The sequence below is a fragment of the Mesorhizobium sp. Arg314 genome (genome assembly GCF_053714275.1).
This window is the reverse complement of the sequence record NZ_JBSKBP010000006.1, coordinates 56,442-78,876: the sequence shown is the minus strand read 5'-3', so window position 1 is coordinate 78,876 and position 22,435 is coordinate 56,442. Positions and strand designations below refer to the sequence as shown.

The window sequence follows — 22,435 nt, the reverse complement described above, 5'->3', positions numbered from 1 at the left end:
CCGTCTCACGGCCGGGGGACAAGGGCCGGACGGGATTCTTGAAAAGACTGCAATTCCAGACGGAAATCACTTTGCCTGGAATTGCTTAGCGCCGGCCGTCATGGCCGGCACAGGCGTCAAAGCAGCATCAACTGCTCGCCGGCACCGGAGCCTGCGACGAATTGGTCGGTACGAAGCTGCCGCCGCTCGACGTTGAGGCCGAGCCGCTTGGCGGCGATCTCGAAGCGCCGGCCGATCTGCCAGGCATAGGGACCGGCGCCCTTCATGCGCTTGCCCCATTCGGAATCGTAGTCCTTGCCGTCGCGCATCGAGCGGATCAGCGACATCACATGCCGATAGCGATCCGGATAGTGACGCAAGAGCCAGTCCTTGAAGATCGGCGCCACTTCGAGCGGCAGGCGCAGGATGACGTAGCCGGCCTCCCGCGCGCCGGCGGCGCGCGCCGAATCGAGGATGCGTTCCATTTCCGGATCGGTCAGGCCGGGGATGATCGGCGCCACCATCACCGATGCCGGAATGCCGGCATCCGAAAGCTGCCTGATCGCCTCCAGCCGCTTCGTCGGTGTCGATGCGCGCGGCTCCATGGTGCGAGCCAGCATGCGGTCGAGCGTCGTCACCGACAGCGCCACCTTGGCAAGACCGCGCTCGGCCATGCGCGACAGGATGTCGATGTCGCGCGTCACCAGCGCCGACTTGGTGACGATGCCGACCGGATGGCCGCGCGCCTCCAGCACCTCCAGGATCTCGCGCATGATCCGGTATTGCTTTTCGATCGGCTGGTAGGGATCGGTGTTGGTGCCGATGGCGATCGTGCGCGGCTGATAGCCCGGCTTCGACAACTCCCTGTCCAGCATGCGCGCCGCATCCGGCTTGGCGAACAGCTTCGATTCGAAATCGAGCCCCGGCGACAGGCCCATGAAGGCATGCGTCGGCCTGGCGAAGCAGTAGACGCAGCCATGCTCGCAGCCGCGATAAGGGTTGATCGACCGGTCGAAGGAAATGTCCGGCGACTCGTTGCGGGTGATGATGGTGCGCGGCTTTTCGACCTGCACCTCGGTCTTGAACGGCGGCAGCTCCTCCAGCGAGTTCCAGCCGTCATCGAAGACATGCCGGCTGACCGGCTCGAAGCGGCCGGACGGATTGATGCCGGCCGAACGGCCGCGATTGCGGTCGGGCCGCACGCGCATGCCGCTTTGTTCGATCATCGCGTTTGCCATGTCGGCTCTGCCTGCTCCGAAGGCGGCAATGTCGGCGCGGACGATCTGTTCCATTTTCGCCCTCTCCCAGGGACTGTCGGCAGGCTGTCGAATCGCTCTGTTCATGAAACTATTCCTATTTTGTTGACGAGAACAAAGCAAGAACTTTTTCGGCTGCCATACGCAACTGGCGCAACGCGCGGCTTTCCGCTATTCGGCTAAACGATGCTCAGCGTTCTCATCGAAACCCGGAACGACGAAGAAGGCCTTGCCCGTACGCTCGCCTCGCTGGTCGGCGGCGCGGTCGAGGGCGTCGTGCGCGACGTCATCGTCTGTGATGCCGGCTCGACCGACCAGACGCATCGGGTGGCCGAACATGCCGGCTGCCACTTTGTAACTGGCGGGATCGGCACAGGTATCGGCCAGGCCAAAGGCGATTGGTTGCTGCTTTTGGAACCCGGCGCCAGGCTCGCTGAAGGTTGGATCGACGAAGTCGTTGCCCACACGGCAAGGCAGACAATGCCGGCGCGCTTTTCTCGCGCCCGGGCCAATCGCGCGCCTTTCCTTGTCCGAGTCTTTTCAGGCAACCGTGCGCTCACCGAGGGGCTGGTCATCAGCAAGCGCCAGGCCTTGGCGCTTGCAAAAAGCGCGCGCAGCGCCGAGGCCCTGGCGCGGGGCCTCGCGACCAGAAGGTTGAACGCCGAAATCTGGGTGGCGCCGCCGAAATGATGGACAGGCAGGCCGGTGGATCGATTGTGATCCGTTGAACGGGAAGGCCGGCTCACATCCCCGAATTTCAACCGGCATCCAGGCGCTGCGGCACCTGGCGAGGCGTTGCTCGCGCGTCTCGGTGTCGTAGCGGACGGGGACCGGCTCGCGCGAGAACAGCTCGCGATCGTCGTGCGCGTTGACGATGACATTCGCCCTGGCGTCGTCACCCTCACCGGCAATGGCGGCGACATGGACGCCGCACTCGCCGCACAGGAGATGGTGGGCGGTGCGCAGGCCGAAGCGGTAGGCCTGCAGGCGCTCCTTGTCCTCGACCGAGAGGGCCAGCCTGCCGTTCGGATCGGCGGCCGCGCGCGAGCCGTGCCGGGTGCAGAACGAGCACTGGCAGGCGCGAATTTCCAGCCCGGCCGGGTCGAGCGCGGTGGAGAAGCCGAGGCGGATATTGCCGCAATGGCAGCCGCCGCTGTGAACGGCCATAGCGGATTATCCCTTGTTCGGTCACACAAGGTACTTTGCGGGCAGCAGCTTTTAAAATAGCGCCCCGAAGGCTGCTGTTCCGCCTGCGAACCGGATGCCGGTCGGGCGCCTTGCTTACGACGCAGGCTTGCCGCCGCGCTTGAGATGCTCGTCCAGCCGCGGCATGATCTCGACGAAGTTGCAGGGCATGTGCCGGTAGTCGAGCTGCGCCTTGATGATCCCGTCCCAGGCGTCCTTGCAGGCGCCGGGCGAGCCCGGCAGCACGAAGACGAAGGTGGCGTTGACGACGCCGCCTGTTGCCCGGCTCTGGATCGTCGAGGTGCCGATCTTGTCATAGGAGATGCGGTGGAAGACTTCGGAAAAGCCGTCCATGCGCTTTTCGAAGATCGGCTCCAGCGCCTCCGGCGTCACATCGCGGCCGGTGAAGCCGGTGCCGCCGGTGGTGATCACGACATCGATATTTTCGTCCTTCGACCAGTCGAGAACCTTGTCGCGGATCTTTTCGCGGTCGTCGGTCACGATATCGCGCGCGGCAAGGCTGTGACCGGCTTCGGTGATGCGGTCGGCCAGCGTCTGGCCGGACTTGTCATCGGCGAGGCTGCGCGTATCGGAGACGGTAAGCACCGCAATGCGCACCGGAATGAAAGGGCGGTTTTCGTCGGCCATCAGTCAGCCTCCATGCTGCGCGTCGCGGCGACGAACCAGTCGGGGTGGCGAGCGCGGATCTCGATCGCCGCGCGCTTGGCGACATTGCCGGTCTCGAACAGGCCGAAACAGGTGGCGCCGGAGCCCGACATGCGCGCGAAGGCGGCGTCGGCACGCTTGAGCGCCTTGAGCGCATCGCCGATCGCAGGTTCAATCGATCGGGCGGGCGCCTCGAGATCGTTGCGCGTCGTCTCCAGCCAGTTGCGGATGGCGTGGAAGTCGAGGCGCTTCGGCAGCGGCGGCAGCGCCTCGTTGTCGCGACTGGAGAGCGCCGTGAATACGTCCGGCGTCGAGACGGCGACGCCCGGATTGACCAGAACCAGGCCGAGCGCCGGAAACGCGGGCAGCGACGACACTTCGTCGCCAATGCCACGCGCCACCAGCGGCTTGCCCTTGAGGCACATCGGCAGATCGGCGCCGAGCGAAAGCCCGATCCGGGCCAGTGAATTGTCGTCGATATCGAGCTTCCAGAGCCGCGCCAGGCCGTTGAGCGCGGCCGCCGCGTCGCTCGATCCACCGCCGACACCCGAGGCGATAGGCAGGTTCTTCTCCAGCCTCATGGCGACGGGCGGCGTGTGCTGCGCCCCGGCTTCCCGGCGCAAGGCATCGCGTGCCTTGACCACCAGATTGCCGTCGTCGAGCGGCAGGCCGGCGGCATAGCGGCCGGACACCGAGAATTCATCATGCTCCGCCGGCTCGATCTCGAGCCGGTCGCCGAAGCGGGTGAAAACGGCAAGGCTGTCGATGAGATGGTAACCGTCGTCGCGTCGTCCGGTGACATGCAGCGCCAGATTGATCTTGGCAGGCGCAAGCCACGTCCGGACCTCTATGCCGGGCTCCAGAATGTCGGCTGCTGATGAGATGGGATCAATCCTTGGCGAGACGATATTCGCCGGTCTTGGGATCCTTGACCAGCGTGCCCATCGTGCCGTTCGCCGCCTGTTTCTCGGTGCGCCGGATCTTGGCCGTCACGCGTTCGGCCTCGCGCACGAAAGCGCGGTAGCCAAAGTAAGCGGCGGCGCCGACAACGGCGAAGAAAATGATCTGCGGCATCTCTAAAACTCCTCCCGCGTTTCTCGCGGCAAGGCCGGCCCAATGGGTCGGTCAAGCGGCCATGCTAGCCGCAATCATGGCTTTTTCAAAGCCCGAAGCGCGCCCACAGCGCGCGCTCTTCCGCCGCATCGAGGACGCCGCTGGCCGCGGCAGCGGCGATATCGGGCGCCGAAACGCGTGAGCCGAACAGGCCGAAACGGCCAAACAGACCGCGCGGCGTGGTGATCAGCTTGAGCTGCGTCTTGTCGCCGAAACGGGTCCTGAGCACGCTGCGCATATCGCCCAGCGCATCGACAAGGCCGAGCTCGAGGCCCCTCTTGGCGGTCCAGAACAGGCCGGTGAACAGGTCCGGGTCGTCCTTCAGCTTGGTGCCGCGCCGCTCCTTGACGAGGTCGATGAAGGTCTCGTGCACTTCGAGCTGCAGCGCCTTCAGCCGCTCGACATCTTCCTTCTTCTCGGGCTTGAACGGATCGAGCACGGCCTTGTTCTGCCCGGCGGTGTGGACGCGACGCTCGACGCCGATCTTCTTCATCAGCTCGGGAAAGCCGAATGAGGCGGAAACCACGCCGATCGAGCCGACGATCGATGACGGGTCGGCAAAAATCTCGTCGCCGGCGACCGCGATCATGTAGCCGCCCGAGGCCGCCACGTCCTCGACGAAGACCAGCACCTTCTTGTTCTTTTCAACCGCCAGGTCGCGGATGCGCTTGAAGATCAGCCGCGACTGCACCGGCGAGCCGCCCGGCGAATTGATCGAGATGGCAACCGCCGGCGCGTCGAAGCCGAACGCCTTTTCGATAAGGCCGGCCGTCGAGGCGAGCGACAGGCTCGGCCGGAACTGGCCGCCGCCGGCCATGATGGCGCCTTGCAGCCGGATGACCGGAATAGTGACGACTGTCGAGCGCCAGGATTTCGGCAGCAGGCGGTTGAAGAGGCGTTTCACGAACCATTGTCTCCGGACAAAATGCAAAGGAGCAAGATGAGATCAGTTAAGTTGGTAATTTCTCTCGGGCGCGACGTCATCTGCTTTGGGCATGTAAGGAACTCGCCAGCCAACGGCAATGCCGCATCGCCGGCCCCGGATCAATCGCCGAACAGCGATGCCAGGCCGTTATTGATCATTTCCGTCCGCTCCGCCGGCTCGTTGCCGGATGGCCCGTGCAAGGTGAGCGGCGGGCGGATCGATAGTTTTCCGCGCGCGCCGAGCACCGCCCTGACGACGATGCGGATCGCCGCCGCGTCCGGACGCGGATGCACGCAGAGCAATTCGGCATCGCCGAAGCGCCCCTCGATAGCGTCGAGAATCGAGACGAGCTGCTCGGGCCGCGCGATGATGGCCAACCCGCCGCGCGGCTTGGCGACGGCGGCAGCGCTCCTGATCCAGCGCTCGAACAGCCCACCCTCCGTGACATGCGCCTGCCTGCGCAGCGCGTCAGGCGTCGAGCGGTCTTGCGCCGCGTTGAAAGGCGGGTTCATGATGACGAAGTCGAATTGGTTGTCCGCAAGCCCGGCTTCGCCACGCGCCCGGCCGGTAAGTGTGACGTCCGCCGTCAGTACCGAAGCGCGGTCGCCGAGATGCGCATTGCCGGGATGCGAAAGCGTGGCGGCGGCGAACCCGGCCATTTCGGTGGAGCGCTCGACCAGCACGGCCTGTGCCGCCGGACAACGCGACAGCACGGCGAGGGCGGCCGCACCGGCGCCCGCGCCGAAATCGGCGAGCCGGCCGGAAAAGCCCGACGGCACGGCGGCCGCCAGCATCATGGCGTCCATGCCGGCGCGATGACCTCCCCGGCTCGGCTGCACAAGCCAGAAGCGTCCGCGATGGAAAGCATCGATCGTGTGCGCCGGCGTATCCGGGACGGGGGCGGTGCTCGCTGCCATTATTTCTTGCGGATCTCGTTCTCGATACCGGCGTCTTTGAGGATGCGTCGTGCCGCATCGACTTTTTCGGCATCGACCATGACGCGCCGGGGCAGGATGCCGAGCGAACCGTCGAGCACGCTCATATTCTGGTCGGCGACGAAACAGGCGATGCCGGCGTCGCGCATCAGCGATTCGACAAAGGAGATGACGACGGCGTCGTTGGTGCGGACAAGCTCGATCATGGAACGAAAATCGCAGGTTGTGGCGTTCCTGTAAACGTAGAGGCGAACCGCGCGCGAACAGCCGCGCCAATTCGCCTCTTGCCGTGCCCGGTTGTGCCGCCCTAGTGTCGGCCCGGGACTAGTGCATGTCGCCCGGAAGTGCGCAGCGGTTCTGAGACAACGACATGCATCAAAACAATGACTTGAAGCGCGCCGCCGCCTGAATTCGTTTCAGCGCGAGGCGCTTCAAGGGTGCCATCGTGCGCGTCAATGGGACGGGAGTTGTCGTGGTGGGTGTCGTTCTCAACATCGAAGGCAAGCGGGAACCCGCTTCCATCAAGGATCTCATCGATCTGACGGCGGCCGACATGGGGCGCGTCAACGAGCTGATCCTGTCCAAGGCCGGCTCCGACGTCGAGATGATCCCGGAGATCGCCAACCACCTGATCTCCTCGGGCGGCAAGCGGCTGAGGCCCATGCTCACGCTCGCCGCCGCGCAGATGTTCGGCTATGCCGGCGAAGGCCATGTCAAGCTTGCCACGGCGGTCGAGTTCATGCACACCGCGACGCTTCTGCATGACGACGTGGTCGACGAGAGCGCGTTGCGCCGCGGCAAGAAGACGGCGCGCATGATCTGGGGCAACCAGGCGAGCGTGCTGGTCGGCGATTTCCTGCTCGGCCAGGCTTTCCGCATGATGGTCGAGGTCGGTTCGCTGGAAGCGTTGGACATCCTGTCGAGCGCCGCCTCCATCATCGCCGAGGGCGAGGTGATGCAGCTTGCCGCGGCGAAAAACCTCGAAACCACCGAGGACGAGCATTTCGCCGTCATCAAGGCCAAGACCGCGGCGCTGTTCTCGGCCGCCGCCGAAGTCGGGCCGGTCATCGCCCAGGCCTCGCGCACCGATCGCGCGGCGCTTCGTTCCTACGGGATGAATCTCGGCCTTGCCTTCCAGCTCATCGACGACGCGCTGGATTATGGCGGCTCGAGCAAGGATCTCGGCAAGAATGTCGGCGACGATTTCCGCGAGGGCAAGGTCACGCTGCCGGTGATCCTCGCCTACCGACGCGGCACCAAGGCCGAGCGCACCTTCTGGAAGCGCGCGATCGAGGACAACGTCACCGACGATGCCGGGCTCGAAAAGGCGATCGGCCTGATGGCCCGCCACGGCGCGATTGCCGACACGATCGGCCGCGCGCGCCATTTCGGCGAGATCGCCCGCGATGCGCTGGCGCCGCTGGAGGCGACGCCGCAGAAGTCGGCGCTGATCGACGTCATCGATTTCTGCATCAGCCGCGTCAACTGAAAGACGCCGCTCGGCAGGGCCGCCTATTTTGCTTTTCGCGGCAGAACCCAGAGCCATTGCGGCGAGCAGGCTGATCATGATGCCAACCGCGGCGAACCAGAAGGCAAGCTAGATGCCGTCTGCTATGACGGTTTTCAGCGCCTCGCCCGTCAGCCCGCCGACATCGCTGTTGGCGATCGCGAACAACTTCGCCATGCCGATAGCGTTGCCGATCTTGAGCACGCGATGCCCGAGGCAACGCCCTGTTCGTCATGCGCGACTCCCGAAGCGGCAGCGATCCACATCGCGGTCCAGACGATGCCTTGTCCGATACGGGAGGTGATCGGCCGAATGGTCCAGGAACCATCAGCGCTGTGCCGGCCGCACCCATGATTATGCCGCCGACCAGGGTCGAGCGTGTCGAATAGCTGCATGCCGATGGCCGATGGCGATTGATGGCAGGACTCAGTTCGACAGGTCTCGGCTCATTTGCCGGATTGATGGGACGATCTTTTCGGGTTGACCGCCGGCGTCGGCGGGTCGGGTATTTCGGCGGCGGCGGGCTTCGGCGGATCAGGCTCTGCCGGCGGCGCTTCCGGGCCGCCCCTCCCAAGCGCAACCGAGATGCCGAAAATCTTCCATTGACGGTCGACCGGTGCGAATAGCAGCTCGAAATTGACCTGCATGGGAACGGAAGGAAAGAAGCCGGCCATGTGAAGCATGCCGCTCGGTTCCAACTGCGGCAACAGAGTCAGTTGCGGTTCCAACACGGCGATGCCGCCAAGATCAATGCCATCCTTTCGCTGACCGGCGAAAATTTCGCCGAGTTGAGCCGCGCTGTTGGCCTGGAAGCCCGGCGCGCCAAGGTCGCGCAGGACAGTGTAGTTGCCAGTCTTGTTGGCTTGGTCGAGCGCCAGCAGCGAGGTGCGCACTAGGATCAGCACGCCATTGCGATCTATGTTGGCGGGCTTGGGCGTTTGCGGCTTCGCCGATTTCTGGGTTTTCACGGGCTGGGCAAGCACGAACGCGCAAGGCATCGGTGCCGCTATCGCTAGCGCAAGACCTGCCAACAAAAGTCTGCGCTTCGACCGCATCCGCCGCATCCCTCATCGCCTTCGAAGGTCAGAACTCGCCCTGCAGGCCGAAGCGCAGCGCGTGGCTGGTGCCGCCGCCGTAGGAATAGCCGAGGCTGACCGCGAAGGGATCGTCGAACAGGTCGAGCCGGTGCGTCAGCGATCCGCCGAATGCCGTCTCGCCCTTGAAATGGCCGACATTCGCCGCCCAGCTCGTCCGGCCCGGCGCCGACGGCATCGGCGCATTCGACATGGCGATGGCGGCCGCGATGCCAAGGTGCCAAGCGCAGTAGCACCGGCCTGGTTCGGGCCACCCGCGCCGGCCTCAGCACGGTTGCCGATCGCCTTTGTACCTGCGTTGTTATAGTTGATAGGACCTGAGATTCCCCCGGCCCGTGCATCGGTTCCAAAAGCAGCGCTGAAATTTCCATCAGAGACTGCTCCCACGCCGACGGCTGTAGAGAATGCCGCGGCTTGGGCACGAGTACCGCACGCTAAACCACCTAGTGATGCTTCAGCGCCACTTGCACCAAAGACTACATCTGAGCACACAAACGCAGCCGCCGGTCTTGGCCCAAAGATCATGCTAAGGGCCGCGACTGCCATGACAGCTGCGATCCCGGGCACGCGGAAAAGTATGGCGCCCCCCAAAGGCCTCGCTGCGGCCGAAGCCCATTCTAAGCTTATTAGCGCACGACTCTTCATTGCAATTTTCCCCCTTTTCGGCAGAACCGCGCCGGCTGCGATTGCAGAGTTCCGTCAGAAGGAAGCATGCGTGACGCCGCGACGGCCGGACAGTCGGCAAATGCCTACAATCGAGGCGCGATCCGTCGGCTTTGCGCCGGTTCCGGAGCCCAATGTTGCCGTCACGCAACAATCGCCGTTCTGTCGCAAAGGCGGTGGCCAGGACGACGAATTACACAAACGACTGGGCGCTCTTCAGCAGGGCGATGAGTTGGCCCTGTCGATTGGTTCCCGTCTTTTGAAAGACGCGGTCAAGGTAGGTACGAGCGGATTTGACGGTGATGCCGCTTTCCGCAGCGACCGCCTGGAGCGTGCGACCCGAGGAAAGCGCCGAGGCCAGCCTCGCCTCGGCCGGAGAAAGATCGAACAGGCCGGTAAGGATGGCAGGCGATGGTACGATCGCGCTGGCGCTCACTGCGGTCGCGGCAACCAGAATATCGGCGCCGGAGAAGATCTCGTGCGCCGCGCGGCGTAATGGCAGCACATGCAGGATCAGTGCAGGCTGTCCCTTAGTGGCCGGAACGGGGATGGATCGCACCACGCCTAGGCCGGCGTTCTGCGCGATGGCCTGCCGGAAAAGCGCGTCTGCCGCGGCGTTGCCGAGCGCCAACCCGCCATGGGCAGCGGGAAGGAAGACGCTCGCCATCTCTTCCAGAAGGCTGTTGGCCGCCAGCACGCGGCCCGACTTGGTCAAGACGGCCGCCGGAAGTCCGATTTCCCGGAGCGCTGATGTGGTGCTTCGAGCCCGCTCCATGCCCAGGCGGGCCGCAAGCAGGCCGGCCCGCGCGAGATGCGGGCGCAGCCCGTTCAACCGGTCGACTTCCGCCTGATCGTAATCGCCGTCCGTCAACCAGCGCTGGAAGACAAACAGGACAAGCTCGCCGCTAGGCGTCGCAATCGATGTGCAAACAGGCGATCCGACACCGAAGGTTCTTGCCCTCCGGTAGACCGGATCCCGCTCTATCTCTGCCAGGGTGATGAAATCGTCTATGCGCACGAAGCTTGCCGGCTGTGAGTCACACACGCGCTGCACGCTTTGTGAGAGCGTCCAGGCGTCTCCCGCCACGAATTCGGCGAGCAGGGGCCGGAGATGCGCCTCGCCAATGGCGCGAACGGGCATGTTGTCGCTGATAGTGAAGATCGCGCCTCCGGCGGAACTTGTCAGCCTGCTCACTGCGTGCAACGCGCTTGGCCACAACTCGCAGACGAAGGCGGCTTCGTAGATATGGTCGGCGATATCCAGGTCATCATGGTCCTGCGGCAGCATCGATATCCCCTGAAGGCCGGCGAACAAGAACATTCCCAGGACAGATCGTGCCACGCATCGGTTGATGACGGAAGTTGTCCGTGCACGCAGCGGTTGACAAGGGAACTTGTCCGTGCACGCTGCTTGCGGAGGGCCTACAGTTGCCAGCGTGGTCGCCAGAAGACATCGAATTGATCGTGGCGTCGGCGCGAGTGGCGAGTTATTGTTGCCAGTGGCCATGGCTTGTTAATCGGGTGATCCCGATTTTGAATTTGCCCCGCCATCGCCGACACGATCGGCCGCGCGCGCCATTTCGGCGAGATCGCCCGCGATGCGCTGGCGCCGCTGGAGGCGACGCCGCAGAAGTCGGCTTTGATCGACGTCATCGATTTCTGCATCAGCCGCGTCAACTGAGCCTGCCGGCCTTCCCGGCGCTTGTCTGGCATCCGCCGGGCAGGGCGCTTGTGAATCCCGCTTTGGCCGTCTCGACAAACAGCGGCTCGGCAAATTATCTATAAAACATGGCCAGCACCGAAGACACGATCGCCGTCCGCATCAGCAAGGAGCTGGCGGACCGCATCATTTCGGGCGCCATCGAGCCTGGTTCGCGGTTGCGTCAGGACCATGTCGCCGAGGAATTCAACACCAGCCACGTGCCGGTGCGCGAGGCCTTTCGCCGCCTGGAGGCTCAAGGGTTGGCGATCAGCGAGCCGCGCCGCGGGGTGCGCGTCGCCTCGTTCGATCTCGGCGAGGTCAGGGAGGTTGCCGAAATGCGGGCCGCCCTCGAAGTGCTGGCGCTGCGCCATGCCGCGCCGCATCTGACGGCGTCGATCCTCGACCAGGCCGAGGAGGCGACCAAGGCTGGCGACAAATCCCGCGACGTGCGCTCCTGGGAAGAAGCCAACCGCACCTTCCATCGGCTGATCCTGACGCCCTGCAACATGCCGCGCCTGCTCTCGACCATCGACGACCTGCACGCGGCAAGCGCGCGCTTCCTGTTTGCCGCCTGGCGCTCCGAGTGGGAAACCCGCACCGACCAGGATCACCGTGCGATCCTCAGCGCGCTCAGGCAAGGCAACACCGAATCGGCCGCCGCCACGCTCGGGCGGCATGTGCAATGGATCGGCCAGAAGCCGGTCAAGACCGCCTCCGGCAGGACCCGCGACGCCTTCGCCATCGTCGGGTGATGTTGGCTCGACCTCCACGCGAAATCCGGTGCCTGTTCCCGGTCAGCCCTTGCCATCCTCGCGAAAATGTGGATTCGATAATAGATCGAATGCAGAAATTATCTATAATTTTCACTCAGCCGGGGAAGACACCGTGACCAACGCAGCCGTTTCGACCTATAAGCCCTCCTTCAGCCCGCTCCGGCTGCACAGCCGTTCGCTCGCCTGGCAGATCGGCGCCGTGATCCTCGGCTCGCTGTTCCTGGCGCTGTCCTCCTATATCGAGGTGCCGATGGTGCCGGTTCCGGTGACCATGCAGACTTTCGCCGTCACTCTGGTCGGCGCTCTCTACGGCTGGCGCTTCGGCGCGCTCACCATTGCCGCCTGGCTGGTTGAAGGCGCGGCAGGTTTTCCGGTGCTGGCGGGCGGGGCGGCCGGCCTGCAGCATTTCGTCGGCCCGACCGGCGGCTATCTCTTCGCCTTCCCGGTCGTCGGCGCCGTTGTCGGCTGGTTGGCTGAACGCGGCTGGAACGGCAACCGCGTCATGCTTGCCTTCGCCGCTATGCTTATCGGCAACCTGCTTTGCCTGGTAATCGGCACGGCCTGGCTTGCCGTCATGATCGGCGCCGAGAAGGCCATCACCTTCGGCTTCATGCCCTTCATCGTCGGCGGCCTGCTCAAGTCGGCGCTGGGCGCGGCGACGCTGAAGCTGTTTTCGGGCAACCGGCCGGCCGATCCCCGATAACAGATGACCGTCAGGCTGCGCGCCCATCATCTGCTTTGCCTGCTGACCTATGTCGGCAAGGGCTACTCGCCGGCCTTCACCGCCAACTATGACAAGGTGGTGGAGCGCCTGGCTGGGGGCGAGGATGTCCTGATCGTTCGCGGTCCGGACGATATCTGCGCCCCGCTGCTGGATGAGTCGGACCCGCATTGCCTGGGCGAGAGCGCTGCCGCGCGCGACGAAGTTGCGGCATGCGATGTCGCCGACCTTCTGGGCCGGCCGCTCCTGGTCGGTGCCCGGCTTGAACTGGATGCCTCAACCCTGGCGCGGATGCGCCAGGCGTTTTCTTCCGGCCTGACGCGCAAAGCCTGTCCAGGCTGTGAGTGGTTTGAGCTGTGCGGCTCAGTCGCGGCTGGCGGCTTTCGCGGAACGCGCCTTCAGAGCAATTCCAGGAAAAGTGCCTAGCGGTTTTCCGTCTGGAACTGTGCGAAACAACCCGCTTATCCCCGCATCTGTCGAAATTCAGCCGCCAATCCGCATATTTTCTGTGCTCGCCATCGTTTGTTAAGCGCGATGATTGGATTGTGATTCGCTTCCGGATTGAAGCCTGACCCCAAAAAGGCCATGCTTTGTCGGGAAAAGTTCGAGTCTAAGGGCGGCCTGCCAAGGGCGGGATCGCGTCTGGCTGAAAGGGATACGATGCGGCAAGGACGTGCGCGCTGGCTGACGAGGCTGGCATTTTTCACCGGTGTGGCGCTTTGGGTGCTGCCGGTCCAGGCCAAGGAGGAAGCCCAACCGCTCCAGATCACGTCTTTCTCGGGCGCCTATCTTGCTGCCCATATCGCCGAAAGCGACAACGACCTCGACGACGCGATCGCCTATTACAAGCAGGCCCTGGCCTTCGCGCCGGACAACAATGAACTGCAGCAGAGCCTGATGCTGGCGCTGGTCGGGCAAGGCCGTTTCGAGGAATCGCTGGTCTATGCCGACAAGCTGAAGGAAGTGCCCGATGTCGAGCGCTTCTCGCGCCTGGCTCTGGCGATCGATTCCTTCCACAAGAAGGACTACGCCAAGGCGCAGTACTGGTTGAAGCTCTCGCTCGAATCCGATCTCGATCGGCTGCTCTCCGGCGTCATGGACGGCTGGGCCAAGAAGGGCGCCGGCAACGCGTCCGAGGCTATGGATTCCATCGACAAGCTCAAGGGCCCGGATTGGTTCGGCCTGTTCAAATCCTTCCACCGCGCGCTGATCGCCGACGCCGCCGGCCTGAACGACAAGGCCGATGAGATCTATGCCGCCACCATGGCCGATACCACGGCCGGCGGCTCCGCGCCCGAAACCTGGATGCGCAATGCCCAGGCCTATGCCTCGTTCCTCGCCCGCAAGGGCGACAAGTCGAAGGCGCTGGCGGTGTTGAACCAGGCCGAAGCCTTCGCGCCGGGCAAGCTCGAAATCACCACGCTGCGCGACCGCATCAGCAAGGGCGACAAGATCGAGCCGCTCGTCGCCGGCCCGGCCGACGGAGCGTCCGAAATCCTGCTCGACCTTGCCACGGCGCTCAACCGTGGCGGCGGCGAGCCATTCGTGCGGCTTTACCTCCAATATGCGCTGGCGCTGAAGCCGGACAGCGATGCCGCACTTGTGCAGCTTGCCGCCGTTGCCGAGCAGCTGAAGGACGGCGAAGGCGCTGTCGCGCTCTACCGCCGCATTCCGGCTTCCTCGCCGCTGAAGGAGCTCTCCGACCTGCAGATCGGCCTCAACCTTGCCGATCTCGACAAGCATGACGAGGCGATTTCCCACCTCAAGGCCTATCTCGAAAAGCATCCGGATGACATGCGCGCCTATCTGGCGCTTGGCGGCGTCTATGGCTCGAAGGAAGATTTCCGCTCGGCCGCCAATCTCTATGACAAGGCCGCCGAGCAGCTGAAGACGCCGACCGCCGCCAACTGGAACATCTTCTACCAGCGCGGCATCGCCTATGAGCGGCTGAAGGAATGGCCGAAGGCGGAACCCAATTTCCGCAAGGCGCTGGAGCTGCAGCCCGATCAACCGCAGGTCATGAACTATCTCGGCTATTCCTGGGTCGACATGAACATGAACCTCAAGGAAGGCCTGGCGATGATCCAGAAGGCCGTGGATTTGCGGCCGAACGACGGCTACATCGTCGATTCGCTGGGCTGGGCTTACTTCCGCATGGGCCGCTTCGACGACGCCGTGCGGGAGATGGAGCGCGCCGTCTCGCTGAAGCCGGAGGATCCGGTCCTCAACGACCATCTCGGCGATGCCTACTGGCGCGTCGGCCGCAAGCTCGAGGCCACCTATCAGTGGACCCAGGCGCGCGACCTGAAGCCCGATCCGGACGTGCTTGCAACCCTGCAGCAGAAGCTGCTCAAGGGCCTGCCGCCGATCGAATCCAACACCGCGCAGGAAACCCCGAAGATGAAGCCGGAGCCGGCGCCTGTCCCGAAAGGCTGAGTCCTGCGGTAACATTCGAGGAAACGGGGCTCTTTGAGCCCCGTTTTTGTTCAGCCTTGTGTCTTAGCCGAAACGCCCGTTGCGATCGTCATTCTATGGCGGAGCAAGGAGCGAAGCGACGCGGCGCAGACCATAGAATCATGCCGTGACGTTAACGCGTTGCAACGGTGCAGAATTCTGTTCCGCTGCGCCCTTCGATCAAGGTCACGGAATGGATTCCAGGGTCTTCGCGACGCCGCTTCGCAGCTGCTCCCGCCCTGGAATGACGAGGTTCGGGCGGCTTCAGCCAATCCTCGGCGTTTGTGCCGATTTCACGGAAAAAATCTTGCCCGTCTACAAACGGCGACTTTTCAAAATCCCTGTGTCCAGGAACTAAAAAAAAACTCTTCCGGTAGACGACGAAGCCGGACTTCTCGCCGATGCGGTCGTAAAGCTGCATGGCGGTGTGGTTCGTCTCATGTGTCAGCCAGTAGACGCGGTTCGCGCCCGCTTGGCCAGCGCGGTCATAGACGCCTTCGATCAACGCCCGGCCGACGCCCTGGCCGCGCGCGGCCGGCGTCGTGAAGAGGTCCTGCAAGTAACAGCTCGGCGCGATCGACGTCGTCGAGCGATGGTAGAGATAATGGACGAGGCCGAGCAGCTTGCCCTCGCGCTCGGCCACCAGCGCATGCATCGGCTCGTAGGCATCGAAGAAGCGCGACCAGGTCATCTGCGTGATCTCGCCGGCAAGCGCCGTCGCGCCGGAGCGTCCGTAAAACGCGTTGTAGCCGTCCCAGAGCGGCAGCCATTGCTCGCAATCCTGCCTTGTGACGGGTCGAACAGTGAGTTGACCGGACATGACGGAACCTTCGTTGTTGAAGCTTGGCGGAGCAAAGGGTCACCGCCGCCCGCCGGCAATGGGCCAGCCGGCCGCAAAGCGTTCAACCTCGTTGGATGTGGGACACTGCCTTGACGCTCGGCGGCCCGGCAACTAGGGAAGCGTCGTTCCGTGCTTTCCGAGGCCGCCGTGACCATCGAGATTCCCGCCCATATGCATCCCAGCCGCTCCTTCCAGGGGCTGATCCTGACCTTGCACAATTACTGGGCGAATTATGGTTGCCTCATCCTGCAACCCTACGACATGGAAGTCGGCGCCGGCACCTTCCATCCGGCGACCACATTGCGCGCGCTAGGCCCCTTGCGTTGGAACGCCGCTTACGTCCAGCCCTCGCGCCGGCCGAAGGACGGCCGCTACGGCGAAAACCCGAACCGCCTGCAGCATTATTACCAGTATCAGGTGATCCTGAAGCCCAATCCGCCGAACCTGCAGGAGCTCTATCTCGGCTCGCTCGAGGCAATCGGCGTCGATCCGCTGCTGCACGACATTCGCTTCGTCGAGGACGACTGGGAAAGCCCGACGCTTGGCGCCTGGGGGCTTGGCTGGGAGTGCTGGTGCGATGGCATGGAAGTCTCGCAGTTCACTTATTTCCAGCAGGTCTGCGGCATCGAATGCGCGCCGGTGGCGGGCGAGTTGACCTATGGTCTGGAGCGGCTCGCCATGTATGTGCAGGGCGTCGACAATGTCTACGACCTGAACTTCAACGGCCGCGAGGGTTCGGAAAAGGTCACCTATGGCGATGTCTTCCTGCAGGCCGAGCAGGAATATTCGCGCCACAATTTCGAATTCGCCAACACTTCGATGCTGCTCAGGCATTTCGAGGACGCCGAGGCCGAGTGCAAGGCGCTGCTCGATGCCGGCACGCCCAAGCCGAGCGTCAATCTGGCCATGCACCGGATGGTCTTTCCGGCCTACGATCAGTGCATCAAGGCAAGCCATGTCTTCAACCTGCTCGACGCGCGCGGCGTGATCTCGGTCACCGAGCGCCAGAGTTACATCCTGCGGGTACGCAATCTGGCCAAGGCGTGCGGCGAGGCGTTCCTGAAAACGCGGGCGGGTGGACTGGCGGCGGCTTAAGCCGATAAGGCTTTCACGGTCTCAGTGGCGGCGGTGACCGGCAACACGATCTGCGCTGTTGCGCCATCGATCGTGCGCATGGCCTGCCTGACCCCCGGCATCATGATCGTGCCATGCGCCTGGGCGGCGAAGCAGGCGCTGAGCGCCAGGATCTGCAGGGTTCTCGATGCCGTCTTCATCGTCGTTCAGCCAATAGTTCTTTGCCTGAGCGTTTGTCGCTTCAGCGCAGCGTTCGGTTCATGGGAAGTTCTGCTTCAAGGACGGGCGGGTTCGCTTCGTCCCGACAGCGGTCGAAAGATTCCGCGAAATCGATCGACGAGGCGCTCTGCTTGCGGGGTGACAGCGGCCAGCCGAGTTGCTATTTCCCGCCCATTCGTGACACCGGCGCTGCGCGCCGACCCTCCCCATCGAGGGGAGGGTGAGGAGCCCTGATGCCTGACCTGCTCTTAGAACTTCGCTCCGAGGAAATTCCCGCCCGCATGCAGCGCAAGGCTGCCGGCGACCTCAGGAAGATGCTGACCGACGGTCTGGTCGAGGCGGGTCTGACCTATGAGGCGGCGCGCGAATATTGGACGCCGCGGCGCCTGGCGCTCGACATCCGGGGCTTGACCGCGCGCTCGAAAGACATCCGCGAGGAGATCAAGGGTCCCTCGACCGCGGCGCCCAAGCAGGCCGTGCAGGGCTTCCTGCGCAAGGCCGGGCTTTCATCGATCGCCGAGGCGCATGTCCATTCCGACCCGAAGAAGGGCGACTTCTACGTCGCCCACATCTCAAAGCCGGGCAGGGCGGCCGAAGAGATCATCGCCGAGCTGGTGCCGGGCATCATCAGAAACTTCCCCTGGCCGAAATCGATGCGCTGGGGGCCGGCTTCCGCCAAGCCCGGCTCGCTGCGCTGGGTGCGGCCGCTGCAGTCGATCGTCTGCACCTTCGGCCCGGAGACCGAGGAGCCGGTGGTGGTCGATTTCGAGATCGACGGCATTCGCTCCGGCAACGTCACCTATGGCCACCGCTTCCACGCGCCGGGCGCGATCACCGTGCGCCGCTTCGACGATTATGTAAGCAAGCTGGACGTGGCCAAGGTCGTGCTCGATGCCGACCGGCGCAAGGAGATCATCCTGGCCGATGCCCGCAACATCGCCTTCGCCAACGGCCTCGACCTGGTCGAGGACGGGGGGCTGCTGGAGGAAGTCTCCGGCCTGGTCGAATGGCCGGTCGTGCTGATGGGCGAATTCGAACAGGATTTCCTCACCATCCCGGGCGAGGTGATCCGCCTCACCATCCGCGCCAACCAGAAATGCTTCGTGACGTCGCGCCCAATCTCCCCTTCAAGGGGGGAGACCGCCCAGCTCTCGAACCGCTTTATCCTGATCGCCAACATCGAAGCGAAGGATGGCGGCAAGGAAATCGCCTACGGCAACGGCAAGGTGGTGCGTGCGCGCCTGTCCGATGCGCTGTATTTCTGGCGGACCGACCAGGGCGACCTGCCGGACCTCGACCAGCTCGCGGAATCGGCGGTGAAGTTCGACCTGGATTTGAACAAGCCGCTCGATCAGCGCATGGCACGCCTTGATCATCTCAACGTCACCTTCCATGCCAAGCTGGGCACGCAAGGGCAGCGCGTGGAGCGCATCAAGCGGTTGGCTGAGGAACTGGCGCCGGTCGTCGGCGCCGATCCCGCGCTTGTCGCCCGCGCATCGGTGCTCGCCAAGGCCGATCTGCAGACCGAGGTGGTCGGCGAGTTTCCGGAATTGCAGGGCGCCATGGGCCGCAAATACGCGCTGTTGCAGGGCGAGCATGCGTCGGTCGCGGCGGCCGCCGAGGAGCACTACAAGCCGCAAGGCCCATCCGACCGCGTGCCGACCGATCCGGTATCGGTTGCCGTCGCGCTCGCCGACAAGCTCGACACGCTTACCGGCTTCTGGGCGATCGACGAAAAGCCGACCGGCAGCAAGGACCCGTTCGCTCTCAGAAGGGCTGCGCTTGGCGTGATCAGGATTCTCATTGAGAACCGGATTCGTGTGGCGCTGACGTCGGTTTTCGCCAAGGCCTTTGCAAGCTTCAAAGGCGGCGCGGATCAGTCATCCGACCTCCTCGCCTTCTTCCACGACCGCCTGAAAGTCTACCTGCGCGACCAGGGCGCGCGATACGACCTGATCGACGCCGTCATCACGCCGCAGTCCGACGACCTCCTGCAGATCGTCAGCCGCGTCGAGGCGCTGGGTTCGTTGCTCGACACCGACGGGGGCAAGAACCTCCTCGCCGGCACCAAGCGCGCCGCCAACATCCTGGCCGCCGAGGAGAAGAAGAAAACGGCTATTGCTGAAACCGTTGAGCCGGCATTGTTCCGCGAGGAAGCGGAAAAGAAGCTGTTTGCCGCGGTGAATCAGGCCGAGAAGGAAGCCGGCCAAGCAATTCAAAACGAAGATTTTTCCGCCGCCATGCTGGCGCTTAGTGTGCTGCGCGAACCGGTTGATTCATTCTTTGAGCGTGTTCTCGTGAATGATGAGGACCAGGCCGTGCGCGCCAACCGTCTGGCGCTGCTTGCCCGCATCCGCGCCGCCACCGACCAGGTCGCCGATTTTTCAAAAATCGTCGGCTGACGGTTCGAAAAATCGCGCGTCCTGCATGCTCGGATCCGCTAGGATGCTGGCAGCCTTCGACAATTTGGCGCCCGAAATTTAATGGGCCGGAGCCGGCTTACAGTCATATGACGATGACCTCCGCGTGGGACAACAATGCGTTCCCAAACCACGGAGGCATGCCATGAATTCCGTTGACGATCTCGACTTGATTGAAGAAACCCCGGCCGCCGCCGAGGCCACCGAATCCGCTTCCGAAAACGTCCTCGACCACGCCGCCGCCGCGGCGGTCGAAGCCGTTGATCCGTCCGAAGATGACGAGGAAGAAGGCGAGGACGGCGACGACGAAGACAGCGACGACGAGGATGACGAAGGCGCCGACAAGGAAGCCTCTGCGTCGGCCGAGTCGGATGACGAGGATGGTGATGACGAAGACGGCGACGACGAAGATGAATCCGACGATGACGACAAGGACGATGACGACAAGGAAGAGGCGGCCTGAGCCGTTTCTTATCGTCTGAAAAACGAAGGGCGGCGCGATATGCGTCGCCCTTTTTCGTCAGTCTTCCAGGAAATTGACTTTGCCAATCTTCCAGGAAACTGACTGGTCAATCTTCGAGAAGCTGACTTTGCCAGTCTTCGAGAAGCTGACTTTGTCAGTCTTCCACTATGCTGACCCGCACGCTGTCGGGATAGACATCGACCTCGACCAGCGGTTCGCCATTGACGATGGCGCGCCGGGTCGCGCTGCTCATGGCGCCGCCGCGCTCCAGCATGCGCTGCAGGTCGGCGCGCGAACCATCGCTGCGGAACCATTCGTCGCCCTGGTCATCGCTGTCGCGCCGGTGGAACTTGTGCCAGTTGGCGCGGTCCTGCCGCACCATCTGCGCCGCGCTGCTCAGCGGATAGCCGTCGCTGGCGCGATGATCACGATCGGAAATACGGGCCGTGTAAGAACCGAGCATATCGTCGGCCTGCGCCGTACCGGCACCCAGCGCTGTTGCCGCCATTAGTCCGGCAACGGCTATTGCTTTCGAAACAGTCATGAACCCCTCTTTTGAAATACCAGCACAATCGTGCCCGATCCGGATGACGGAAATCGGACAGGGCTGCTGGAGCAATTCCAGGAAAAGTGTGAAACGGTTTTCCGTCCGGAATTGCGTTAAAACTAGAGCAATTCCAGGAAAAGCGTGAAACGGTCAGGCTCGGCGACTTCGCCGTAGCCTTCCGTCCGGAATTGCGTCCAAACAAACAGCCAAGCCCCTAGCACGTCGACGCGGGACCCAGTGTGATCTACATCGCCTTGCCGACGCGCGGCAATTGCGTGGTATTTTGCGGCTGCGCCTGTTGCCGCGCGCCGCCGGACGCATTGGCTGTCGCGGCCGGTTGGCCGCCGGTTTTGTTGCCCTTCGAGGCGGAGGCGGTGCCGTTGGCGGGCGTTGCCGGCGACTTGCCGTTTGCCGGCGCGGCGCCTGCGGGTGTCTTGGGCTTGGCCGACGCGGTCGCCGCTGGCGTTGCGAAAGCGCCGCCTACAATACCGCCGCGAATGATCATCGGGGCCTGCTGGTTCCGGGACTTTTCGGGAATTGCCGCGACCTCTTCGTCGGTGACGGCGGGCATTGGATCGCCCAGCGCTATCATCGATGGCGTCGAGACAGCGGAAAGCAATGCCGGTTCGATCGCGTTCAGCCTGATGACCGAAGGCGTCGAGGTCGAGACGCCAAGCACCACGATCGACGAGGCATATGCCGCGCCGTTCATCGCCAAAAGGCTGATACCGAACGCTCCAAGCAAACGCATCACAAGAACTCCCCAGCCCGCAACCACACCAACCCGCACCTTAAGGCCGGCGAATTGAAGCCGGCTTGCGCGGAAACTTAACATTTTAGGGATTGATAAATCGCCAATGCCCGCACTTGCCCGATGGAAGCAGCCGTATTACGGGACCGGCATGTTCAAGACTGGTGGCGGATTTGGCTGAGATACTGGCGGTCGGCGAGGCTATGGAGCAGGCTTTGGCGTTGCTCGAAGGCGGCGACGTCGTCGCCATCCCGACCGAGACGGTTTACGGCCTGGCTGGCGATGCCACCAACGGCGTTGCCGTGGCGCGCATTTTCGAGGCCAAGGGCCGGCCGCGCTTCAACCCGCTGATCGCCCATGTCGCCGATCGCGCTATGGCGGACCGCATCGCCAGCTTCGATCCCCTGTCGGCAAAGTTCGCCGAGGCCTTCTGGCCCGGCCCGCTGACGCTGGTGCTGCCGCAACGTGCCGACAACGGCATTCATCCGCTGGTCACCGCGGGGCTGGACACCATCGCGCTGCGCATGCCGCGCGGGTTCGGCGGTCAATTGATCGCGCGGCTCGGCCGGCCGCTCGCCGCCCCCAGCGCCAATTCGTCAGGCAGGATCAGCGGCACGACGGCAGGCGCGGTCGCCGCCGATCTCGGCGACAGGATCAGGCTGGTCGTCGATGGCGGCGCGACGCCTGTCGGGCTGGAATCGACTATTCTCAAGGTCGAGCATGGCAAGCTGCGGCTGCTGCGGCCCGGCGGCATCGGCGCCGAAGAGATCGAGGCGGTGGCCGGTGCGAAACTGTCGCGCGGCGCCAGCGGCATCGAGGCACCGGGCATGCTTGCCTCGCATTACGCGCCGGGCGCCGCGATGCGGCTGAACGTCGAGAACCTTGCCGAGGGCGAGGCCTTGCTTGCCTTCGGCCGCAACCGCGCCAACGGCTGGGAACAGGCCGTTGCGATGCGCAACCTCTCCGAGACGGCCGACCTGCGCGAAGCGGCCAGCAATCTCTTCGCTTACATGCAGGCGCTCGACCGCAGCGGCGCCTCGACCATCGCCGTCGAGCCGATCCCGTTCGCAGGACTGGGCGAAGCGATCAACGATCGGCTCGCCCGCGCTGCCGCCCCGCGTGACAAGATCGCCTGAGCCTATCTCTT

Annotated in this window: 23 protein-coding genes and 3 pseudogenes; 11 read left to right on the top strand and 15 right to left on the bottom strand. The window is 63.9% G+C overall.

All coding sequences use genetic code 11. The annotated features are described in order from the left end of the window. Positions 1 to 116 precede the first annotated feature (116 nt). On the bottom strand, positions 117 to 1,271 hold the full coding sequence (locus ACWGS9_RS08535) for a PA0069 family radical SAM protein (protein WP_454504820.1): 1,155 nt from the start codon (positions 1,269 to 1,271) through the stop codon (positions 117 to 119). 150 nt (positions 1,272 to 1,421) lie between these two features. Here ACWGS9_RS08535 and ACWGS9_RS08530 point away from each other — a divergent pair, with 150 nt between their 5' ends. After that, positions 1,422 to 1,925: a glycosyltransferase gene (locus tag ACWGS9_RS08530; protein WP_454504819.1), complete on the top strand. Its 504-nt coding sequence runs from the start codon at positions 1,422 to 1,424 to the stop codon at positions 1,923 to 1,925. A 213-nt stretch (positions 1,926 to 2,138) separates the two neighbouring features. On the opposite strand, the pseudogene ACWGS9_RS08525 reads toward ACWGS9_RS08530, so the two are convergent. The 7 genes and pseudogenes from ACWGS9_RS08525 to ACWGS9_RS08495 all read right to left on the bottom strand — a co-directional run. Beyond that, positions 2,139 to 2,402: pseudogene (locus tag ACWGS9_RS08525) on the bottom strand (GFA family protein); the annotation flags it as partial. Between the two features lie 114 nt (positions 2,403 to 2,516). Continuing rightward, positions 2,517 to 3,068: a molybdenum cofactor biosynthesis protein B gene (moaB, locus tag ACWGS9_RS08520; RefSeq protein WP_454504818.1), complete on the bottom strand. Its 552-nt coding sequence runs from the start codon at positions 3,066 to 3,068 to the stop codon at positions 2,517 to 2,519. Beyond that, on the bottom strand, positions 3,068 to 3,949 hold the full coding sequence (locus ACWGS9_RS08515; protein WP_454504961.1) for a 4-(cytidine 5'-diphospho)-2-C-methyl-D-erythritol kinase: 882 nt from the start codon (positions 3,947 to 3,949) through the stop codon (positions 3,068 to 3,070). The genes moaB and ACWGS9_RS08515 overlap by 1 nt, the downstream gene beginning before the upstream one ends. 25 nt (positions 3,950 to 3,974) lie before the next feature. Beyond that, on the bottom strand, positions 3,975 to 4,160 hold the full coding sequence (locus tag ACWGS9_RS08510; RefSeq protein WP_027164591.1) for a membrane protein: 186 nt from the start codon (positions 4,158 to 4,160) through the stop codon (positions 3,975 to 3,977). An 85-nt stretch (positions 4,161 to 4,245) separates the two neighbouring features. Beyond that, entirely contained in the window at positions 4,246 to 5,103 is an 858-nt protein-coding gene (locus ACWGS9_RS08505) for a S49 family peptidase (protein ID WP_454504817.1), read from the bottom strand. Between the two features lie 140 nt (positions 5,104 to 5,243). Beyond that, positions 5,244 to 6,041 (bottom strand): tRNA1(Val) (adenine(37)-N6)-methyltransferase, encoded by a 798-nt coding sequence (locus ACWGS9_RS08500; RefSeq protein WP_454504816.1) that lies wholly within the window; start codon positions 6,039 to 6,041, stop codon positions 5,244 to 5,246. Beyond that, positions 6,041 to 6,265 (bottom strand): putative signal transducing protein, encoded by a 225-nt coding sequence (locus ACWGS9_RS08495; RefSeq protein WP_027164594.1) that lies wholly within the window; start codon positions 6,263 to 6,265, stop codon positions 6,041 to 6,043. The genes ACWGS9_RS08500 and ACWGS9_RS08495 overlap by 1 nt, the downstream gene beginning before the upstream one ends. Before the next feature lie 269 nt (positions 6,266 to 6,534). Here ACWGS9_RS08495 and ACWGS9_RS08490 point away from each other — a divergent pair, with 269 nt between their 5' ends. Then, on the top strand, positions 6,535 to 7,548 hold the full coding sequence (locus ACWGS9_RS08490; protein ID WP_320212038.1) for a polyprenyl synthetase family protein: 1,014 nt from the start codon (positions 6,535 to 6,537) through the stop codon (positions 7,546 to 7,548). Between the two features lie 464 nt (positions 7,549 to 8,012). On the opposite strand, the gene ACWGS9_RS08485 is transcribed toward ACWGS9_RS08490, so the two are convergent. The 3 genes from ACWGS9_RS08485 to ACWGS9_RS08475 form a co-directional block, all read right to left on the bottom strand. After that, the gene (locus ACWGS9_RS08485; protein ID WP_454504815.1) at positions 8,013 to 8,534 is read right to left on the bottom strand and encodes a hypothetical protein; all 522 of its coding nucleotides are present in this window, start codon (positions 8,532 to 8,534) and stop codon (positions 8,013 to 8,015) included. 115 nt (positions 8,535 to 8,649) lie between these two features. Further along, positions 8,650 to 8,853, bottom strand: a complete 204-nt coding sequence (locus tag ACWGS9_RS08480) for a hypothetical protein (protein ID WP_454504814.1) — start codon at positions 8,851 to 8,853, stop codon at positions 8,650 to 8,652. Positions 8,854 to 9,516: 663 nt separating this feature from the next. Beyond that, on the bottom strand, positions 9,517 to 10,611 hold the full coding sequence (locus ACWGS9_RS08475; protein WP_454504813.1) for a helix-turn-helix transcriptional regulator: 1,095 nt from the start codon (positions 10,609 to 10,611) through the stop codon (positions 9,517 to 9,519). Between the two features lie 258 nt (positions 10,612 to 10,869). Between ACWGS9_RS08475 and ACWGS9_RS08470 the strand changes: the two are divergent. The 5 genes and pseudogenes from ACWGS9_RS08470 to ACWGS9_RS08450 all read left to right on the top strand — a co-directional run. Continuing rightward, positions 10,870 to 11,004 (top strand): annotated as a pseudogene (locus ACWGS9_RS08470) (polyprenyl synthetase family protein); the annotation flags it as partial. 107 nt (positions 11,005 to 11,111) lie between these two features. Further along, positions 11,112 to 11,777: a GntR family transcriptional regulator gene (locus ACWGS9_RS08465; RefSeq protein WP_320211940.1), complete on the top strand. Its 666-nt coding sequence runs from the start codon at positions 11,112 to 11,114 to the stop codon at positions 11,775 to 11,777. A 133-nt stretch (positions 11,778 to 11,910) separates the two neighbouring features. Then, positions 11,911 to 12,501, top strand: coding sequence for a biotin transporter BioY (locus tag ACWGS9_RS08460; RefSeq protein WP_454504812.1), 591 nt, complete (start codon positions 11,911 to 11,913; stop codon positions 12,499 to 12,501). A gap of 3 nt (positions 12,502 to 12,504) precedes the next feature. Further along, entirely contained in the window at positions 12,505 to 12,945 is a 441-nt protein-coding gene (locus ACWGS9_RS08455; RefSeq protein ID WP_454504811.1) for a DUF1284 domain-containing protein, read from the top strand. 234 nt (positions 12,946 to 13,179) lie between these two features. Continuing rightward, on the top strand, positions 13,180 to 14,955 hold the full coding sequence (locus tag ACWGS9_RS08450; RefSeq protein WP_454504810.1) for a tetratricopeptide repeat protein: 1,776 nt from the start codon (positions 13,180 to 13,182) through the stop codon (positions 14,953 to 14,955). Positions 14,956 to 15,334: 379 nt separating this feature from the next. Here the strand turns inward: ACWGS9_RS08450 and ACWGS9_RS08445 are convergent. Beyond that, positions 15,335 to 15,793: pseudogene (locus tag ACWGS9_RS08445) on the bottom strand (GNAT family N-acetyltransferase); the annotation flags it as partial. Between the two features lie 192 nt (positions 15,794 to 15,985). Here ACWGS9_RS08445 and ACWGS9_RS08440 point away from each other — a divergent pair. After that, positions 15,986 to 16,909: a glycine--tRNA ligase subunit alpha gene (locus ACWGS9_RS08440; protein ID WP_454504960.1), complete on the top strand. Its 924-nt coding sequence runs from the start codon at positions 15,986 to 15,988 to the stop codon at positions 16,907 to 16,909. Here the strand turns inward: ACWGS9_RS08440 and ACWGS9_RS08435 are convergent. Beyond that, entirely contained in the window at positions 16,906 to 17,088 is a 183-nt protein-coding gene (locus ACWGS9_RS08435; RefSeq protein ID WP_454504809.1) for a hypothetical protein, read from the bottom strand. The genes ACWGS9_RS08440 and ACWGS9_RS08435 overlap by 4 nt on opposite strands. 252 nt (positions 17,089 to 17,340) lie before the next feature. On the opposite strand from ACWGS9_RS08435, the gene glyS reads away from it, so the two are divergent. Next, positions 17,341 to 19,509: a glycine--tRNA ligase subunit beta gene (glyS, locus tag ACWGS9_RS08430; RefSeq protein ID WP_454504808.1), complete on the top strand. Its 2,169-nt coding sequence runs from the start codon at positions 17,341 to 17,343 to the stop codon at positions 19,507 to 19,509. Between the two features lie 163 nt (positions 19,510 to 19,672). Then, on the top strand, positions 19,673 to 19,990 hold the full coding sequence (locus tag ACWGS9_RS08425) for an ATPase (protein WP_454504807.1): 318 nt from the start codon (positions 19,673 to 19,675) through the stop codon (positions 19,988 to 19,990). Positions 19,991 to 20,144: 154 nt separating this feature from the next. Here the strand turns inward: ACWGS9_RS08425 and ACWGS9_RS08420 are convergent, their stop codons facing one another. Next, the gene (locus ACWGS9_RS08420; protein ID WP_454504806.1) at positions 20,145 to 20,534 is read right to left on the bottom strand and encodes a hypothetical protein; all 390 of its coding nucleotides are present in this window, start codon (positions 20,532 to 20,534) and stop codon (positions 20,145 to 20,147) included. A 247-nt stretch (positions 20,535 to 20,781) separates the two neighbouring features. After that, positions 20,782 to 21,288, bottom strand: coding sequence for a hypothetical protein (locus tag ACWGS9_RS08415; protein ID WP_454504805.1), 507 nt, complete (start codon positions 21,286 to 21,288; stop codon positions 20,782 to 20,784). A 173-nt stretch (positions 21,289 to 21,461) separates the two neighbouring features. Between ACWGS9_RS08415 and ACWGS9_RS08410 the strand changes: the two genes are divergently transcribed. Next, positions 21,462 to 22,424: an L-threonylcarbamoyladenylate synthase gene (locus ACWGS9_RS08410; protein ID WP_454504804.1), complete on the top strand. Its 963-nt coding sequence runs from the start codon at positions 21,462 to 21,464 to the stop codon at positions 22,422 to 22,424. Positions 22,425 to 22,435: the final 11 nt, after the last annotated feature.

Excerpts from the sequence above, each read along its gene's own strand:
- ACWGS9_RS08535 (WP_454504820.1), bottom strand. The coding sequence starts at position 1,271 with ATGGAACAGATCGTCCGCGCCGACATTGCCGCCTTCGGAGCAGGCAGA.
- ACWGS9_RS08450 (WP_454504810.1), top strand. The coding sequence starts at position 13,180 with ATGCGGCAAGGACGTGCGCGCTGGCTGACGAGGCTGGCATTTTTCACC.
- ACWGS9_RS08495 (WP_027164594.1), bottom strand. The coding sequence starts at position 6,265 with ATGATCGAGCTTGTCCGCACCAACGACGCCGTCGTCATCTCCTTTGTC.
- ACWGS9_RS08465 (WP_320211940.1), top strand. The coding sequence starts at position 11,112 with ATGGCCAGCACCGAAGACACGATCGCCGTCCGCATCAGCAAGGAGCTG.
- glyS (WP_454504808.1), top strand. The coding sequence starts at position 17,341 with ATGCCTGACCTGCTCTTAGAACTTCGCTCCGAGGAAATTCCCGCCCGC.
- ACWGS9_RS08420 (WP_454504806.1), bottom strand. The coding sequence starts at position 20,534 with ATGACTGTTTCGAAAGCAATAGCCGTTGCCGGACTAATGGCGGCAACA.
- moaB (WP_454504818.1), bottom strand. The coding sequence starts at position 3,068 with ATGGCCGACGAAAACCGCCCTTTCATTCCGGTGCGCATTGCGGTGCTT.
- ACWGS9_RS08455 (WP_454504811.1), top strand. The coding sequence starts at position 12,505 with ATGACCGTCAGGCTGCGCGCCCATCATCTGCTTTGCCTGCTGACCTAT.
- ACWGS9_RS08415 (WP_454504805.1), bottom strand. The coding sequence starts at position 21,288 with ATGCGTTTGCTTGGAGCGTTCGGTATCAGCCTTTTGGCGATGAACGGC.
- ACWGS9_RS08475 (WP_454504813.1), bottom strand. The coding sequence starts at position 10,611 with ATGCTGCCGCAGGACCATGATGACCTGGATATCGCCGACCATATCTAC.
- ACWGS9_RS08530 (WP_454504819.1), top strand. The coding sequence starts at position 1,422 with ATGCTCAGCGTTCTCATCGAAACCCGGAACGACGAAGAAGGCCTTGCC.
- ACWGS9_RS08480 (WP_454504814.1), bottom strand. The coding sequence starts at position 8,853 with ATGTCGAATGCGCCGATGCCGTCGGCGCCGGGCCGGACGAGCTGGGCG.
- ACWGS9_RS08425 (WP_454504807.1), top strand. The coding sequence starts at position 19,673 with ATGAATTCCGTTGACGATCTCGACTTGATTGAAGAAACCCCGGCCGCC.
- ACWGS9_RS08510 (WP_027164591.1), bottom strand. The coding sequence starts at position 4,160 with ATGCCGCAGATCATTTTCTTCGCCGTTGTCGGCGCCGCCGCTTACTTT.
- ACWGS9_RS08440 (WP_454504960.1), top strand. The coding sequence starts at position 15,986 with ATGCATCCCAGCCGCTCCTTCCAGGGGCTGATCCTGACCTTGCACAAT.
- ACWGS9_RS08435 (WP_454504809.1), bottom strand. The coding sequence starts at position 17,088 with ATGAAGACGGCATCGAGAACCCTGCAGATCCTGGCGCTCAGCGCCTGC.
- ACWGS9_RS08500 (WP_454504816.1), bottom strand. The coding sequence starts at position 6,041 with ATGGCAGCGAGCACCGCCCCCGTCCCGGATACGCCGGCGCACACGATC.